This is a genomic window from Pedobacter heparinus DSM 2366 (assembly GCF_000023825.1).
In the GTDB taxonomy this organism is placed as follows: Bacteria; Bacteroidota; Bacteroidia; order Sphingobacteriales; family Sphingobacteriaceae; genus Pedobacter; species Pedobacter heparinus.
Genome location: NC_013061.1, coordinates 797,767 through 814,335, shown reverse-complemented (window position 1 = coordinate 814,335; position 16,569 = coordinate 797,767). Strand labels below are relative to the sequence as shown.

The 16,569-nt window shown below is 41.3% G+C and carries 16 protein-coding genes; 8 read left to right on the top strand and 8 right to left on the bottom strand.

Going from position 1 to position 16,569, the window contains the following annotated elements:
• Nucleotides 1-211: 211 nt before the first annotated feature.
• The 7 genes from carA to PHEP_RS03495 all read left to right on the top strand — a co-directional run bounded on the left by carA (nt 212) and on the right by PHEP_RS03495 (nt 6,215).
• On the top strand, nt 212-1,324 hold the full coding sequence (gene carA / locus PHEP_RS03525; protein ID WP_012780873.1) for a glutamine-hydrolyzing carbamoyl-phosphate synthase small subunit: 1,113 nt from the start codon (nt 212-214) through the stop codon (nt 1,322-1,324).
• A 97-nt stretch (nt 1,325-1,421) separates the two neighbouring features.
• Entirely contained in the window at nt 1,422-2,192 is a 771-nt protein-coding gene (locus PHEP_RS03520; RefSeq protein ID WP_012780872.1) for an ABC transporter ATP-binding protein, read from the top strand.
• Between the two features lie 6 nt (nt 2,193-2,198).
• Nucleotides 2,199-3,290, top strand: coding sequence for an ABC transporter permease (locus PHEP_RS03515; RefSeq protein ID WP_012780871.1), 1,092 nt, complete (start codon nt 2,199-2,201; stop codon nt 3,288-3,290).
• Between the two features lie 161 nt (nt 3,291-3,451).
• Entirely contained in the window at nt 3,452-4,144 is a 693-nt protein-coding gene (gene aqpZ, locus PHEP_RS03510) for an aquaporin Z (protein WP_012780870.1), read from the top strand.
• A 148-nt stretch (nt 4,145-4,292) separates the two neighbouring features.
• Entirely contained in the window at nt 4,293-5,588 is a 1,296-nt protein-coding gene (gene eno / locus PHEP_RS03505; protein ID WP_012780869.1) for a phosphopyruvate hydratase, read from the top strand.
• A gap of 89 nt (nt 5,589-5,677) precedes the next feature.
• Nucleotides 5,678-5,866, top strand: coding sequence for a hypothetical protein (locus tag PHEP_RS03500; protein WP_012780868.1), 189 nt, complete (start codon nt 5,678-5,680; stop codon nt 5,864-5,866).
• 49 nt (nt 5,867-5,915) lie between these two features.
• Nucleotides 5,916-6,215 carry an FtsB family cell division protein gene (locus PHEP_RS03495; RefSeq protein ID WP_012780867.1) on the top strand — a complete coding sequence of 100 codons (300 nt, stop codon included), beginning with the start codon at nt 5,916-5,918 and terminating at the stop codon, nt 6,213-6,215.
• Here PHEP_RS03495 and PHEP_RS03490 read toward each other — a convergent pair.
• Both PHEP_RS03490 and PHEP_RS03485 read right to left on the bottom strand, forming a co-directional pair.
• Nucleotides 6,212-6,823 carry a trimeric intracellular cation channel family protein gene (locus PHEP_RS03490; protein WP_012780866.1) on the bottom strand — a complete coding sequence of 204 codons (612 nt, stop codon included), beginning with the start codon at nt 6,821-6,823 and terminating at the stop codon, nt 6,212-6,214. The two genes, PHEP_RS03495 and PHEP_RS03490, sit on opposite strands and share 4 nt — an antisense overlap.
• A 12-nt stretch (nt 6,824-6,835) precedes the next feature.
• Entirely contained in the window at nt 6,836-8,923 is a 2,088-nt protein-coding gene (locus tag PHEP_RS03485) for a hypothetical protein (RefSeq protein WP_012780865.1), read from the bottom strand.
• Between the two features lie 82 nt (nt 8,924-9,005).
• On the opposite strand from PHEP_RS03485, the gene PHEP_RS03480 reads away from it, so the two are divergent.
• Nucleotides 9,006-9,740 (top strand): L,D-transpeptidase family protein, encoded by a 735-nt coding sequence (locus PHEP_RS03480; protein ID WP_012780864.1) that lies wholly within the window; start codon nt 9,006-9,008, stop codon nt 9,738-9,740.
• A gap of 3 nt (nt 9,741-9,743) precedes the next feature.
• Here PHEP_RS03480 and fabG read toward each other — a convergent pair whose 3' ends face one another.
• From fabG to PHEP_RS03450, 6 genes are all read right to left on the bottom strand, one after another.
• Nucleotides 9,744-10,487: a 3-oxoacyl-[acyl-carrier-protein] reductase gene (fabG, locus tag PHEP_RS03475; protein WP_012780863.1), complete on the bottom strand. Its 744-nt coding sequence runs from the start codon at nt 10,485-10,487 to the stop codon at nt 9,744-9,746.
• Nucleotides 10,488-10,528: 41 nt separating this feature from the next.
• Complete coding sequence (locus PHEP_RS03470) at nt 10,529-11,578, bottom strand: agmatine deiminase family protein (protein WP_012780862.1); 1,050 nt, start codon at nt 11,576-11,578, stop codon at nt 10,529-10,531.
• 95 nt (nt 11,579-11,673) lie between these two features.
• Nucleotides 11,674-12,549, bottom strand: a complete 876-nt coding sequence (locus tag PHEP_RS03465) for a carbon-nitrogen hydrolase (protein ID WP_012780861.1) — start codon at nt 12,547-12,549, stop codon at nt 11,674-11,676.
• Nucleotides 12,550-12,634: 85 nt separating this feature from the next.
• A complete protein-coding gene (locus tag PHEP_RS03460) occupies nt 12,635-12,838 on the bottom strand; it encodes a cysteine-rich CWC family protein (RefSeq protein ID WP_012780860.1) in 204 nt (67 codons plus the stop codon).
• 110 nt (nt 12,839-12,948) lie between these two features.
• Nucleotides 12,949-15,327, bottom strand: coding sequence for a ribonucleoside-diphosphate reductase subunit alpha (locus PHEP_RS03455; RefSeq protein WP_012780859.1), 2,379 nt, complete (start codon nt 15,325-15,327; stop codon nt 12,949-12,951).
• Nucleotides 15,328-15,432: 105 nt separating this feature from the next.
• Entirely contained in the window at nt 15,433-16,407 is a 975-nt protein-coding gene (locus tag PHEP_RS03450; protein WP_012780858.1) for a ribonucleoside-diphosphate reductase small subunit, read from the bottom strand.
• Between the last annotated feature and the right edge of the window lie 162 nt (nt 16,408-16,569).

Genomic DNA, 16,569 nt, shown 5'->3' with positions numbered 1-16,569 from the left:
AAATAAAGACTGTTTTATTGTTTTTGTGACAATGTACTATTACTATCTCAAAAAATATCTTGAATAAAACCCCACAAACTCCTATCTTTGTACCCTGAAATGAAGGGGTTAATTAACAGCACATTTGTTAAAGACATAAACGGCATCAAAACCGCAGCAGAATCCCCCTTTTTATCTTTTTTCAAACCCCTAATTTCTCATTATAATTACGATGACTAACTACACCAAGTTACCTGCTATCTTGTTACTGGCCGATGGAACTGTATATTACGGTAAAGCTGCCGGAAAAATAGGCACTACCACTGGCGAGATCTGTTTTAACACCGGAATGACTGGATATCAGGAAATTTTTACTGATCCTTCATACTTCGGTCAGATCATGGTAACCACCAATGCGCATATTGGAAATTACGGGATACACAAAGAAGAGATCGAATCGGACAGCATTAAAATAGCAGGACTGGTTTGTAAAAACTACAACATCGGTTTCAGCCGTAAAGAAGCTTCAGAATCTATACAGGATTATTTTCAGAATGAAAACATTGTTGGTATTTCCGATATAGATACCCGTGCACTGGTACGTCACATCAGGCATAAGGGAGCAATGAATGCGATCATCTCTTCTGAAATTACTGATCTGGAAGAACTAAAAGCTAAACTTGCTGAAGTGCCTTCTATGGACGGACTGGAGCTGTCTTCGCAGGTTTCGACCAAAGAACCTTATTTCTATGGTTCGCCTGAGGCCACTTATAAAATAGCAGCGTTAGATCTGGGTATTAAAAAGAACATCCTGCGCAACTTTGACAGCAGGGATGCCTATGTCCAGGTTTTCCCGGCAAAAACCAGTTTTGAAGAGATGGACAAATGGGGTGCAGATGGTTATTTTATTTCTAACGGTCCCGGCGACCCTTCGGCTATGCCTTATGCCATAGAGACGGTAAAAAAAGTTTTAGCAGCCGAAAAGCCGATGTTTGGCATTTGCTTAGGCCATCAGTTACTTGCTGAGGCCAATGGAATTGGTACCATGAAAATGTTTAACGGTCACCGTGGTTTAAACCATCCTGTAAAAAACATCATTAAAAATCACTGCGAGGTAACTTCGCAGAACCATGGTTTTGGTGTAATCCCTGATGAAGTAAGAAGCTCTGACAAGGTAGAAATAACCCACGTTAATTTAAATGACCAGTCTATCGAAGGTATCCGTGTAAAAGGTAAAAAAGCATTTTCAGTACAATATCATCCTGAATCTTCTCCGGGCCCTCACGATTCGCGCTACCTTTTCGATGATTTCATTGGAATGATTAAGGGCGAACTGACCTGGTAATCCCTGTTTACCGACATCATCTATCATATTACCGACATTTTAGAAGGTTTAGCCCAATCGCATTTTCTGTTTGGCTAAACCTTCTTACATTTATAACATGGATAAAACAAATGCCATTATCAGTGTAAAGAACCTGGTAAAAAAATACGACGATTTTATTGCCGTTCAAGGCCTTAGCTTTGACGTATATGAAAACGAGATTTTCGGGCTTTTAGGTCCTAACGGAGCAGGAAAAACGACAACCCTGGAAATCATTGAGACCCTCCGTGAAAAGACCTCAGGAGAGATCATTGTTGATGGGTATTCGGTAGAAAAGGATGCCGGCAAAATCAAAAGGATCATTGGCGTACAACTGCAGGCCGCAGGCTATTATCCAAACCTGAACCTGGTTGAACTGATGGAACTCTTTTCAGGATTGTATAATGTTGATATCAAACCGATGGAAATGCTGGAAAAGGTAAACCTGCAGGATAAGGCCAAAGCCAAATACAAAGCTTTGTCGGGTGGACAAAAACAACGTTTCTCTATCGCTACCACACTAATCAATTCGCCCAAAATAATTTTCCTGGACGAACCTACAACTGGTTTGGACCCACAGGCCAGGCGCAATTTGTGGGACCTCATTATTGATATCCGGAACAACGGGACAACCGTAGTGATCACAACCCATTACATGGACGAGGCTGAGCAACTGTGCGACCGTGTTGCCTTTGTGGAACGCGGGGAGATCATTGCCCTGGACACCCCTGACAATCTGATAGACAAACTGGTCAACAGTGGTTTTGAAAGAAAAAAAGAAGTTAAAAAAGCCAACTTGGAAGATGTTTTTATTAACCTTACCGGTAAAGAATGGCGGGAGGACAATTAAATAGACATGAGCAAACCTTACAACAACACTAAAGCTACACTGGCCCTTGCCAAAGCAAGCTTCCGTTCCATTATGCGGAGCCCCTCTGCAGTTGTGTTTACATTGGCCTTCCCTTTAATATTTATTCTTGTCTTTGGCTTTCTGGGCAATGGTGGTGTAAAAGTTAAACTGGCTGTAGCCCCAGGGTCTGACCTGCAAAACCCCATTATACTGGCACTGGAACAGATACCCGTTATAAAACTGGTTAAAGATGAATCCCGGGAAGAAATAAAGACCGGATTGGAAAAAGGCAATATTGATGCTTTGATCGATGTAAAAAAGAATGAAGCCGGTACCCCTGCTTATCTCGCAAATGTGCAATACACTTCTGCTTCCCTGGATAAAGGCAGCATTCTGAAATCCATATTGAACAATTTACTATATAACCTGAATGCCAGGGATGTAAAACCTACTGTTGCACAGCTGAATGAAAGTACAGTACAGGGGCGGATTTACCGTACCATAGACTTTATTTTACCCGGACAGCTTGGTTTTTCCTTATTGAGTACAGGTGTTTTTGGAACCGCCTTTGTATTTTTCAGTTTAAGGCAAAACCTGGTGATCAAGCGTTTTTTTGCAACACCTGTTAAACGCTCCAGCATTGTTTTTGGAGAAGGCCTGGCCAGGATAGGTTTTGCTTTACTGGGTGCTGTTTTTATCATCCTTATCGGTCATTTCTTTTTCCATTTTACCTTGATACATGGAGTGGTTACGGTGCTAAACATGCTGCTGCTTTCGGTGATCGGACTTATCGTATTTATGGGCTTCGGCTTTGTCGTTTCAGGCATAGCGAAAAGTGAAAGTACCATTCCACCCATTTCAAACATCATTACCCTGCCCCAGTTTTTACTTTCGGGCACCTTTTTTTCCATTGATGCTTTTCCGTCGTGGTTACAACCAATCAGCCATGCCTTACCACTTACCTATTTAAACGATGCCATGAGAAAAGTAGCCTTTGAAGGTGCTGGACTATGGGATGTAAAACACCAGATCCTGATCATGCTGATCTGGGGTATTGGCATTTATACGGTTGCAGTTAAAGTATTTAAGTGGGAATAAGCAAAATACGGTCTGAAATTTTGTATTAGGAATATTGATTATTTGTTGTTAAATTCATTAAGATAAACCTTAATTATTTAACAAACAAACTGTTATGGACCCATCTTATGCAACAGCTTTTTTTGTAGTGGATGGATGCCTAACCTAAAAAAATCCTAACTATGAAAAAATTAGCAGCAGAATTTATTGGAACCTTTTGGTTGGTTTTAGGCGGTTGCGGAAGTGCCGTTTTAGCCTGTAACTATCCTAATGCAGGCATCGGCTTTCTGGGTGTTGCACTTGCCTTCGGATTAACTGTCGTAACCATCGCCTATGCTTTGGGACACATTTCGGGAGCACATTTAAATCCGGCAGTATCTGTGGGGCTGTGGATAGGCGGAAGGTTTGATGGTAAAGACCTTATTCCATACATTATATCGCAGGTATTAGGAGGTATTGCGGCAGCAGGCATTCTGTATGTAATTGCCACCGGAAACGGGAGCAACATTGGTGGTTTTGCCAGCAATGGTTATGGCGATCTTTCGCCAGGGAAATACAGCATGACTGCAGCCCTGGTCTGTGAAATTGTTATGACCTTTATTTTCTTACTGGTTATATTAGGTGCAACAGATAACCGTGCGCCAAAAGGTTTTGCCGGTCTGGCCATTGGTTTGTGTCTTACCCTGATCCACCTGATCAGTATCCCGGTAACCAATACTTCTGTTAACCCGGCAAGGAGTACCAGTCAGGCTATATTTGTAGGTGGCGAGGCGCTTAGTCAGCTCTGGCTGTTCTGGGTAGCCCCTATTGTAGGTGCTATTTTAGCTGGAATCGTATATAAGGCATTTTTCGCAGCAGGTTCGGAAACTGCTTAACCACACTTAGAAAACATATTAAAATAAAGGGCCGTAAGTAATTACGGCCTTTTTTACTTATAATTTAAAATTTATTATAACTTTGGATATTGTCTTAGTAATTGTACTTTTTACACTAAGGCAGATTAACTAATAAAAACCAATAAAAATGAGTTTAATAATCGATGTTCATGCGCGGCAAATACTTGACTCCCGCGGCAATCCTACCATAGAGGTAGACGTAATTACAGAAAATGGTATCCTTGGTCGTGCGGCAGTACCTTCAGGTGCTTCTACCGGCATTCATGAGGCTGTAGAGCTTCGCGACAATGATAAAGCTGTATATATGGGTAAAGGTGTTTTAAAAGCTGTTGCCAATGTAAACGATAAGATTGCTGCTGAATTAAAGGGTGTTGACGTATTTGAGCAAAATGCCATCGATAATTTATTGATCAAACTTGACGGAACAGAAAACAAAGGTAAACTGGGAGCAAATGCAATTTTAGGTGTTTCCTTAGCTGTTGCCAAAGCTGCTGCCCAGGAAAGCCGTCAGCCATTATACCGCTATATTGGCGGCGTAAATGCCAATACACTACCTATTCCGATGATGAACATTGTAAATGGTGGCTCACACTCTGACGCGCCTATTGCTTTCCAGGAATTCATGATCATGCCGGTTGGCGCTTCTTCATTTTCTGAGGCATTAAGATGGGGAACAGAAGTTTTTCATAATTTAAAAAAGATATTACACGACAGAGGTCTTTCTACAGCAGTAGGTGATGAGGGTGGTTTTGCACCAACTTTTGACGGGACTGAAGATGCGGTAGAAACCATTCTTAAAGCGATTGAAAAAGCGGGTTACAAACCAGGTAAAGAAATTTGCCTTGCATTTGATTGTGCAGCTTCTGAGTTTTACAAAGATGGCAAATACGATTATACTAAATTTGAAGGCAACAAAGGTGCCATTCGCAGCAGTGCAGAACAAGCAGATTACCTGGCTTCGTTAACAGAAAAGTACCCGATCATCTCTATTGAAGATGGAATGGGAGAAGATGACTGGGATGGCTGGAAATTGTTAACCGAGAAAATCGGGGACCGTGTTCAACTGGTAGGTGATGACTTGTTTGTAACCAATGTTAAAAGATTACAAACCGGGATAGACAACCATACAGCGAACTCTATTCTGGTAAAAGTAAACCAGATCGGCTCATTAACTGAAACCATTAATGCAGTTACTTTGGCCCAGACCAATGGCTATACTTCGGTAATGTCTCACCGTTCTGGAGAAACTGAAGATGTGACCATCGCTGATCTGGCTGTAGCTTTAAACTGTGGTCAGATTAAAACCGGTTCTGCTTCCCGCTCGGACAGGATTGCAAAATATAACCAGTTGCTGCGCATTGAAGAAGAATTAGGTGCCGCTGCGAAATTTATTGGTAAAGATTTCAAATACGCTAAGAAATAAACCTGGTTAAATGACCAGACAAAAAAGTCTTGCAAGCAATTGCAGGACTTTTTTGTTATATTGCAGTACTACTACCTAATTCTGTGATCATGGTTAAAAGCAAAAAAGAAGAAATATCAGCTATACCCTCACTGCTCAGTGTATTTCCACCACTGGCATTGCTATTTATTGTAGTTGGATGGTTTAAGGGAAACAGGATAAACACCTTATCCCTTGTCTGTGCAATAGCAGCAATTGTATTCAGTATCGTATTTATCGTACAGTTGTACCAGGTATAAAAAAATTGTTAGAATTATCCCGGATAGTTATTTTTTATATCTTTACTTTATGAACCGCATATTAGAACTTGTTCGTAACAAATACTTCCTGTCTGTAGCTGCTTTTGTGGTATGGATGCTATTTTTTGATAAGAATGATATGATCTCCCAATATGAGTTCAGGGCTGAAGTGAACAAACTTCAGGAAGAAAAAGATTTCTATGTAAAAGAGATTTCCCAGGTTAAAAAAGACCTTAATGAGCTTAGCACCAATTTAAATACAGCTGAAAAGTTTGCCCGTGAAAAATACTTCATGAAAAAGGACAATGAGGATGTATTTGTCATCATTAAAGAAGCACCTAAAGATTAATACACAAATTTAGGCAATGCCAGCTTATAACGCACTACAATTATCCTTAATATAAATATAAACGAGATCACGGCAATGGTAGCGATATCATCTTTCAAGTGGAAATATTTTAAAGCGTAATAAAGGATTCCACCTAAAATACAGGCCGTAGCATAAACCTCTTTATGAAAGATTAAAGGAATGGTATTTAAAAGCGTATCCCTGATCACACCTCCAAAACATCCGGTAATTGTACCCAGGGCAACACAAATACCCGGGCTTAACCCGAACATCATCCCTTTTTGAATACCCAGCATGGTAAACAGGCCCAGCCCCAGTGAGTCGAAAAGAAAAAGTGTGACCTTAAATTTCTTAATATGTGTTTTAAAGAAGATGGTAGCGATGGAAGTCAGCAAAATCAGCAGACAATAGTTCACATCCCTCATCCAGGCTACCGGCGTATCCCCTATCAACAGATCCCGTACCGTTCCTCCGCCAATAGAGGTTACAAAAGCAATGATCAATACCCCAAAGGGGTCCAGTCTTCTTTGCATGGCCGCAAAAGTACCTGATATCGCAAATGAGATGGTTCCCAGCGTTTCAATTGTTTCCATGGTATTGATCTGCATATCCGGTCTGATTTAAATTTCGCCGTTTCTTTTCCGGAAAAAACATTCGAGGGCCAGTAAAGCCATGATGAATCCAAACAACCACTTAAAGTTAATCAATTCCTCGTATTTACGATCTTCATAACTCAAAGTCCTGATCTCCTGATTTTCTTTTATCTCATCAACCAGTCCCAATAATTGCTGGGGCATGTACATTTTACCACCTGTTTGGACCGAAATACTATTCAATAGCTGATGATTGGCTGTTGTTTGCTGGTATTCTGCAACCATGGTATTTACAAAAAATATACCCTGTGCCCTATACTTATGGGCACCAAATGCCGTTGTGGCCACATAGGTATAATTACCTGGTGGTAAGGCCCCTGCATCAAGCTGATAGGCCATCTCAGTTCTTGAAAACAAGAATTTATACTCCTTTCCCTGATCATTTTTAATGGATATACTAACGTCGGGTGCGTTTATGGCAATATAGCTGTCATTATAAAGTACAGCATTGAGCAATACGTTTTCATTCTCGTCAAAAGTGTTTTTTGAAGTATACACCTTAAACTTACGTTTATCGTCTTTCAGCGACAGGTATTGTACCGCTTTTGACAGAAGGCTGTTAAAAACAGGGGTTTCCGGCATGGACTCTCCTGCTTCAGAAAGTTTCCATTTCCACAAGCCCTCGCCGATTAAGAACCCCATTTTCCGCCCGTTTTCTGTCATAAAAAACAACTGGGGATAATCGGTACTGATCTTGCCGATGCGCTGGTTCAGGACAATGGCAGCATTACCCTGAACCACCGGCTTTCCAAAGGGAGCAAACAAGGGATCAAAAACCTCGATCCTTTTTCTCATGGTCTCATCCAGATCAAATGCAGTAAAACCAGGGTTAACGTGGCTATAAGTTTCCTGCATGGTATTGTTCCCTCCGGTAAAATTCACCTGTTTCTGAACCTGGTTAAAAGCATTAATATTGCTTTGGCCACCCAATATATACCATACTGCAGCTTTAGCAGCGGCAACTTTATTCATGAACAGATTGGCATCGTATGCCAGAGATGGCAGCTGGTACAGCACCAACAGACCATAATCATTAAGGTTCAGCGCATTCAGCTCTTCTGCCAGGGCAATTTTAACCTCAAAATTTCTGTTCAGGCCAATGGCCTGCTTCAATGCGGCAATGTCGGGATGAGCGCCGGCCGCCGCAATAAGCACTTTCATACGGGTATCAATGACTTCAACAAACAGGTTTTGTTCATTATTTTTTTCCGAAACCTCGTGCTGTACCGGACGCAGCTGAACTGTATATTTTAACAGGCCTAATTTTGAAGCTTTAAGTCTGACAGGAATATTTTTCACAAAAGCATCTGAGGTAATGGACAAACGCTCTTCATATACCTTTTTACCGTTTTCCAATACAGCAATACTGCTTTCTTCCCCTTTTGCCTCAAAAGCCTGCACCTGAACTTCAATATTGAATTCGTTGTTCAGGTAAACCAGGTCGTTATGGTTAATATTGGCTATCAGCAAGTCTTTTTTAGGAATGGTATCTCCCAAAGCAATGGTATATACAGGCGCCTTTAGTTTATTCACCTCATAAAGTGGACTACCTCCACGGTTAAATATCCCATCTGAGGCAATAATTACAGCCCCCACGTTCCGGTTCAAATATTCATCATTCAGCCCTGCAATCAATCTGGCAGCATTACTCAATTTGCCCTTATTGGAGAAATCAAAACCATTTTTTATACTGTCACTAAAGTTATAGATTTTCACTTCATACTTTTCGCCAAGCTTTCGGGCCAGCAGCTGTATATCCTGTTCATACTTCGCTTTATTAAAGCCTGCGGGTATTATATTGCCTATCGACAATGAATTGTCCTGCCCAATAATGATCAATGGCTTCTCTGGTGTATAAGAGATACTTCTGATTAAGGGAAAAAACAAGAGAAAACCAATTGCAGTAAGGCTTACAACCCGCATTGCAGCCAGCGCATAACGCAACTTTGTGTTCAGATATGATGTTTTACCATACAATAACCAGGCAAATAATACACCTATCATCAGGGCTCCGGTTAAGGTCAGCAGACTGTATATCGTAAAGGAATCGCTCATATCTATTTGGATAAAGATGCTAAATTTTAAAATAAACTGCTAGGCATTTTATTTAAGTTTGTTTTTATAAACTACCATTAATATGAAGCTATTGTTTAAACTCATTTTATTGCTGACCATGACTATCCCTGCATTTGCACAATCTGAATTTAAAACGGAGCAGTTAACATTTGACAGGGTAAAAGCTGCTTATGATGAAAAATGGGCAAATCTGCAAACGGAACTCAGTGCTGCAGGTATAACCAGGCCATTTAAACTATATATCGCCGCTTATAAAAATGAGGGCAAGCTTGAGCTATGGTTAAAAACAAACGGGCAGAAAGCCTATAAATTGTTCAAAATATACGACTTCTGTGCCCATTCGGGAACCTTGGGCCCAAAGGTAAAAGAGGGCGACCTGCAAACACCTGAGGGTTTTTATTACATCAATGTCTTTAACCCCAAAAGCAGCTTTCACCTTTCCCTGGGGGTAAATTATCCAAATAAGGTTGATGAACGAAGAAGTGGAAAGGAAAGGCCGGGTGGCGACATCTATATACATGGCAACTGTGTAACGGTAGGTTGCATCCCCTTAACAGATGATAAAATTAAAGAAGTTTATGTGCTGGCTGTTGAAGCAAAAAACGCCGGTCAGGACCCGATCCCGGTTCATATTTTTCCTTTTAAAATGACCAGTGTGAATTTGAATATCCAGCTGAAACAATATCCGGCCCAGCGGGCATTGTGGACAAACCTTGAGACCGGATATCGTTATTTTGAAAAGCACAACAACCTTCCTGTTGTGACGGAAAAGGAGGGTAAATACCTGTTTAAATAAAGTTTACAACATTCCGCCGCAAACAGACAATACCTGCCCGGTAATGTATGCACTCATATCCGAAGCAAGGAACACACAGGCGTTAGCTACATCCTCTGTCTCTCCAGCCCTTTTTAATGGAATACCTTCTTCCCAGCCCTGCACGACTTTCGGATCCAGTACATCTGTCATTTCTGTGCGGATAAAACCTGGGGCAATTACATTGGTACGGATATTACGCGAGCCTAGCTCTTTGGCCAGCGACTTCGAAAATCCGATAATACCGGCTTTTGACGCTGCATAATTAGCCTGGCCGGCATTCCCCTGTACACCAACAACAGAACTCATATTGATGATAGAGCCTTTGCGTGCCTTCATCATGACCTTAGACGCGGCCTTAGACACGTTAAATACCGATTTAAGGTTCACATTGATCACCTCATCCCAGTTCTCTTCGCTCATGCGCATCAATAAGCCATCTTTAGTGATCCCTGCATTGTTGACCACAATATCCAGGGCACCAAAATCAGCAACAATATCTGTAATAAGTTTTTCGGCTTCATCAAATTTTGAAGCATCAGAACGGTAGCCTTTAACTTTAGTACCAAAGCTTTGCAGTTCCTGCTCTAAAGCCTGTCCTTTTTCAACTGACGACAAATAGGTAAAAGCCACATTGGCACCCTGTTCTGCAAATTTCTCGGCTATTTTGCGGCCAATTCCTTTAGATGCACCTGTTACAAGTGCTGTTTTTCCTTCTAATAACTTCATCTGTATTTTTATGTTTGGTTATATTTTAGCTGTTCGTATGGTTAAATTGCTGGTTCCTGCTGACTTAAACAGTGAAAGCTGCCCAGCCCCCAGATGATATCTGTTGAATCTATCCCTATGACCTTCCGGTCAGGAAATACATCCTGAATAATTTTCAATGCTTTTTCATCATTTACATCCCTGAAGGTAGGAACAATTACTGCAGCATTGGCAATGTAAAAGTTGGCATACGATGCAGGTAAACGGGTATCCTCATGGATTACAGGTGAGGGCATTGGCAGCTGGACAATGTTCAACGGCTTACCGTTCAGTAAGCGCATGGCCTTTAAAGCTTCCAGGTTTTCCTGGAGCAAAAGATAGTTTTCATCAAGGGGGTTACTTTCTACCACCGTTAAAACAGTATCTTCGTTTACAAACCGGGTAATGTCGTCTATATGGCCATCCGTATCGTCGCCTACAATTCCATCGCCCAGCCATAATACCTGCTCTGCACCATAAAATTCCAGCAGGTATTGTTCAATCTGTTCCCTGCTCAGCTCTGGGTTCCTGTTTTCATTCAGCAGGCATGCCGTAGTGGTCAGGATGGTACCTGCACCGTTAAATTCTACCGAGCCCCCCTCCATTACAATATCTGGTGTATATAAGGGCAGGTCAAAATGTTGGGCAATTTTAGTTGGTATTACATCATCCAGGTCATAAGGAGGGTATTTATTACCCCAGGCATTATAGCGCCAGTCTACCACCGCCTTTTCACGGCCATTTAATACAAAGGCCGGACCATGATCCCTGCACCATGCATCATTACTTTCATTAAAATAGAATTCAATCTGTGTCAAATCTGCACCGGCTTCCTGCAGATGACGGGCAGCCTCTGCTTTCATGGCTTCATCTTTTACATTAATGCGCACTTTTTCAGCTGTCGCAACAATCTTTATAAACTGGCAGTAAGGTGCATAAATCGTTTCAATTTTACCCGGCCATGAAGCTTCCTTATGTGGCCAGCTTAACCACGTTGCTTCATGTTTTACCCATTCGGCCGGAAATGAATAGCCCTGCTTTTTAGGGGAAGCTGAAAAATTTATATCCTTCAATTTTTATTTTTTAGTAGTTCTAAAGTTTTTTCCAAAGCGCCTGTTGTTATCCAGATGTCCTGAACAGCAATATCCTGGTCAATATAATAAATACACTAGTCCTCATCAATGAACCTCTTGGTAATTGGCTGATATGAATCTATCCTTCTGTCTCTTAAAAAAGGCCAGTGCTTACGGAAAAAATCAGACTCCGTCAGGTCCAGCTCCACTACTTCAGTTTCTTCCTGGTCGTGTGAACCTAAATAAAGTATTTTGCCCTGGGCATTTGCGGCAAAGCTCCCCCCCCAGAATTTCATGGCGCCATTTTGTTCAAAACCCACCCGGTTTACACTAACAACAGGTACTCCGTTTGCAACTGCATGTGAGCGCTGAATGGTTTGCCAGGCATTGTACTGGTCTTTATTGGTTTCCTCATCCTGATCTGTAGCCCATCCGATAGCAGTTGGATAAAACATGATCTCTGCACCCATCAACGCAGTAATACGCGATGCCTCAGGATACCACTGGTCCCAGCAGATCAGGATCCCTATTTTAGCAAATTTTGTCTGAAAAACCTTATAGCCCAGATCTCCGGGTGTAAAGTAGAATTTCTCATAAAAGGCGGGATCGTCAGGGATGTGCATTTTACGATATTTACCCAGGTAAGCCCCGTCGGCATCCAGCACAGCTGTGGTATTGTGGTATAACCCTGCCGTACGTTTTTCAAATAACGACGCTATGATCACTACCCCCAATTCCTTTGCTACAACCTGTAAGCTATCTGTTGAAGGGCCTGGAATTGCTTCTGCTAAATCAAAGTTTGCATAATCTTCAACATCACAAAAGTACAATGAAGTAAAAAGTTCCTGCAAGCACACAATCTGTGCGCCTTTTGCTGCAGCTTCCCGGATTTTTACAATCGCTTTATCTAAATTTTCCTGTTTATTGCCGGTACAGCTCATCTGTACCATTCCAACCTTTACTTTAGCCATACTTTATCAACAAATAATTTGATGCAAAGTTAGCCAAAAAAAACAAAAATGAGGCCCTGTTATCAAGAATGCAAGCTGTAGCGTATCAGGAAGCAATACCTTCACGGTATTCCTGTTGCAATTCGAACAAGCATTTTGCACACAAACAGCCATCATAAAGCTCACTGATGTATTGTACCTCATTCAGGTTCAGCTGAACCACGCTGCACTGGCATTTGGTATAAGAGTTTGCCTTGCATTCTATAGGAGTATTGCAACGTTCGCAAGGTATGATCTCGTGTTTTGCCATCGGTACAAAGATACAGGAAGTATCTGATATACTTTTTCATGGACAGGTAATAAAAAAGGAGTAAGAATGAATCCTTACTCCTTCGCGATATATATATTCAATATGAACGATTAACCTGAACAGCTGATACAGCCTTCTTCCATTGAACAAACCGGACCTTCAACGATCTCTTCGGCACTTTGTTCAATATGTTCCGGAATTACCGGTTCCATGTTCTTGCCTGCCTGGTTCTCTACAGTAAACTTAACTGCTTGCGAAGCCGCCTGCGTACGCAGGTAATACATGCCTGTTTTCAGCCCTTTCTTCCATGCGTAAAAATGCATTGAAGTTAGTTTTGATGTATTTGGAGCATTGATAAACAAGTTTAGCGATTGCGACTGGCAGATATATGCACCCCTGTCGGCCGCCATATCAATAATGCTGCGCATTTTGATCTCCCAAACTGTTTTGTATAACTCTTTAATGTAGTCAGGAATCTCGGCAATGTCCTGAATAGAGCCGTTGGCTAAAATGATCCTGTCTTTCATGGCCGGGGTCCATAAGCCTAAAGCTACCAGGTCTTTCAGCAGGTGCTTGTTTACCACAATAAACTCTCCGCTCAATACCCTTCTGGTATAAATGTTAGAAGTATATGGTTCAAAGCACTCGTTGTTACCTAAAATCTGCGAAGTAGAAGCTGTAGGCATTGGTGCAACCAGTAAAGAGTTGTATACCCCGTCTTTTACTACCTTTTCACGTAAAGTTTCCCAATCCCATCTGCCGCTGTCAGGCTGTACCTTCCAAAGGTCAAACTGGAACTTACCCTGCGATAAAGGAGAACCTTTAAAGGTTTCATAAGGGCCATTTTTAACGGCAAGATCATGAGAAGCAGTCATGGCAGCAAAATAGATCGTTTCAAAGATCTCTTTATTTAAGATGCGGGCCCCTTCACTTTCAAAAGGCAAACGCATTAAGATAAATGCATCGGCCAATCCCTGCACACCTAAACCAACTGGTCTGTGGCGCATGTTGGAGTTTCTGGCTTCTTCTACCGGATAATAATTGTAATCGATGATCTTGTTCAGGTTTACAGTAGCCTGATACGTTACATCGTATAATTTCTGATGGTCAAACTCACCATTGATCACGAATCTTGGCAAGGCCAGTGAAGCCAGGTTACAAACCGCAACTTCATCTTTAGAGGTGTATTCTATAATTTCGGTACAAAGGTTGGAGCTTTTAATGGTGCCCAGGTTTTGCTGGTTAGATTTACTATTAGCCGCATCTTTATACAACAAATATGGTGTACCGGTTTCAATTTGTGAATCCAGGATGGCGAACCATAACTCTTGTGCCTTAATGGTTTTACGGGCACGTCCTTCCTGTTCATAACGTTCGTATAAGGCATCAAACTCTTCTCCAAAACAATCGGCCAGGCCTGGTGCTTCATGCGGACAGAACAAGCTCCAGTCGCCATTCTCTTCTACACGTCTCATAAACAAATCGCATACCCAAAGGGCATAGAACAGGTCGCGCGCACGCAGTTCTTCTTTACCATGGTTTTTACGCAGGTCTAAAAAGCTGAGTACATCAGCATGCCAAGGCTCTAAATAAATGGCAAAGGCGCCTTTACGCTTACCACCACCCTGATCTACATAACGTGCAGTATCATTAAATACTTTCAGCATGGGCACAATACCATTGCTGGTTCCGTTGGTGCCACCAATATAAGAACCTGTAGCTCTGATGTTGTGGATGCTCAGGCCAATACCACCGGCACTCTGAGAAATTTTAGCTGTTTGTTTTAACGTATCATAAATACCTTCAATGCTATCGTCCTGCATGGTTAGCAAAAAGCAGGATGACATTTGAGGTTTAGGTGTAGCTGCATTAAACAAGGTTGGGGTAGCGTGGGTAAACCAACGCTCACTCATCAGGTTATACGTTTCGATGGCACTATCAATATCTCCTTTATGAATACCAACAGCAACACGCATAAATAAATGCTGAGGGCGCTCAACGATCTGTCCGTCAACTTTCAGTAAATAGGATTTTTCTAAAGTTTTGAAGCCAAAGTAATCAAAACCAAAATCCCGGTCATAGATAATGGTGCTGTCTAAAATATCCGCATTTTTCTCAATCACCTCCCATACATCATCTGCAATTAAAGATGCCGGTTTTTCTGTCTTGGAATCTACGTAATTATATAACATCTCCATTGTTTTGGAGAAAGACTTTGTGGTATTTTTATGCAGGTTAGATACCGCTATGCGGGAGGCCAGCAAAGCATAATCAGGGTGCTTTGTAGTTAAAGAAGCTGCTGTTTCTGCGGCAAGATTATCCAGTTCCGAGGTAGTAACCCCATCATACAAACCCTCAATCACCTTCTTGGCAACATCGATCGGATCTACAAGTTCGGCATTAAAACCATAGCATAACTTCTCTATACGAGCTGTTATTTTGTCAAATCTTACCGCTTCCTTGCGGCCATCTCTTTTTATTACAAACATATTTTCAGGTATTTATGGTGCATATTGGATTTCAGAGCGAAAAAAACCAGCATCGGCACCGAATTAATTATTATCTATTTTCTTATTGTCTAACCCCAATAAGTACTAAAAGTCATCATCTAAAGAGAAAGCTGCTGCTTTATCTTCTGTTGAAGTCAACACTCCGCTTTTCTGGTAATCACCAACCCTTTTTTCAAAGAAGTTAGTTTTGCCCTGTAAAGAGATCATTTCCATAAAATCAAACGGGTTGGTGGCATTATATATTTTGCTATAGCCCAATTCCTGCAACCATCTATCGGCCACAAACTCAATGTACTGCGACATTAACTTTGCATTCATACCAATCAGTGCAACCGGCAATGCATCGGTAACAAATTCTTTTTCTATCTCAACCGCATCACGGATAATACCATGTACCTGCTCCTGGCTTAATTTATTTTTCAGCATGCCATACAATAAACAGGCAAATTCGCAGTGCGAACCTTCGTCTCTCGAGATCAGTTCATTACTGAAAGTTAATCCCGGCATTAAACCACGTTTCTTTAACCAGAAGATAGAACAAAAACTACCGCTAAAGAAAATTCCTTCTACCGCAGCAAAAGCTACCAAACGTTCTGCAAAAGAGCCATTATCAATCCAGCGCAGGGCCCACTCTGCTTTTTTCTTTACACATGGAACGGTTTCAATGGCATGGAACAGCCTGTCCTTTTCATCAGGATCTTTAATATATGTGTCAATAAGCAAGGCATAAGTTTCAGAATGGATATTTTCCATCATGATCTGGAAGCCATAAAAGCAACGTGCTTCCGGCAATTGCACCTCACTCATAAAGTTTACGGCAAGGTTCTCATTTACGATACCGTCACTGGCCGAAAAGAATGCCAGAATATGAGAAATAAAATGTCTTTCCCCATCATTCAGGTTATCCCAGTGTTTCTGATCATCTGAAAGATCAATTTCTTCGGCAGTCCAGAAACTGGCCTCACTCTTCTTATACATTTCCCAGATTTCAGGATATTTAATCGGCAAAAGAACAAACCTGTCTTTGTTTTCTTTTAATAATACTTCTTCTTCTTGCATAAGCATCTATTTAATAGGGTAAATGTATATTTTGATTCTTAAAGCCTCCATAAATCCAGTAGCCAGACTATCCGTACCCAGTTTATAAAGTTTAAAAAGACACGAAATTCTCCGGCAACCTTAAACAACTAAATATTAAAACTTTAACTAAAAATCTATGTG

Excerpts from the sequence above, each read along its gene's own strand:
- carA (WP_012780873.1), top strand. The coding sequence starts at position 212 with ATGACTAACTACACCAAGTTACCTGCTATCTTGTTACTGGCCGATGGA.
- PHEP_RS03520 (WP_012780872.1), top strand. The coding sequence starts at position 1,422 with ATGGATAAAACAAATGCCATTATCAGTGTAAAGAACCTGGTAAAAAAA.
- PHEP_RS03515 (WP_012780871.1), top strand. The coding sequence starts at position 2,199 with ATGAGCAAACCTTACAACAACACTAAAGCTACACTGGCCCTTGCCAAA.
- aqpZ (WP_012780870.1), top strand. The coding sequence starts at position 3,452 with ATGAAAAAATTAGCAGCAGAATTTATTGGAACCTTTTGGTTGGTTTTA.
- eno (WP_012780869.1), top strand. The coding sequence starts at position 4,293 with ATGAGTTTAATAATCGATGTTCATGCGCGGCAAATACTTGACTCCCGC.
- PHEP_RS03500 (WP_012780868.1), top strand. The coding sequence starts at position 5,678 with ATGGTTAAAAGCAAAAAAGAAGAAATATCAGCTATACCCTCACTGCTC.
- PHEP_RS03495 (WP_012780867.1), top strand. The coding sequence starts at position 5,916 with ATGAACCGCATATTAGAACTTGTTCGTAACAAATACTTCCTGTCTGTA.
- PHEP_RS03490 (WP_012780866.1), bottom strand. The coding sequence starts at position 6,823 with ATGCAGATCAATACCATGGAAACAATTGAAACGCTGGGAACCATCTCA.
- PHEP_RS03485 (WP_012780865.1), bottom strand. The coding sequence starts at position 8,923 with ATGAGCGATTCCTTTACGATATACAGTCTGCTGACCTTAACCGGAGCC.
- PHEP_RS03480 (WP_012780864.1), top strand. The coding sequence starts at position 9,006 with ATGAAGCTATTGTTTAAACTCATTTTATTGCTGACCATGACTATCCCT.
- fabG (WP_012780863.1), bottom strand. The coding sequence starts at position 10,487 with ATGAAGTTATTAGAAGGAAAAACAGCACTTGTAACAGGTGCATCTAAA.
- PHEP_RS03465 (WP_012780861.1), bottom strand. The coding sequence starts at position 12,549 with ATGGCTAAAGTAAAGGTTGGAATGGTACAGATGAGCTGTACCGGCAAT.
- PHEP_RS03460 (WP_012780860.1), bottom strand. The coding sequence starts at position 12,838 with ATGGCAAAACACGAGATCATACCTTGCGAACGTTGCAATACTCCTATA.
- PHEP_RS03455 (WP_012780859.1), bottom strand. The coding sequence starts at position 15,327 with ATGTTTGTAATAAAAAGAGATGGCCGCAAGGAAGCGGTAAGATTTGAC.
- PHEP_RS03450 (WP_012780858.1), bottom strand. The coding sequence starts at position 16,407 with ATGCAAGAAGAAGAAGTATTATTAAAAGAAAACAAAGACAGGTTTGTT.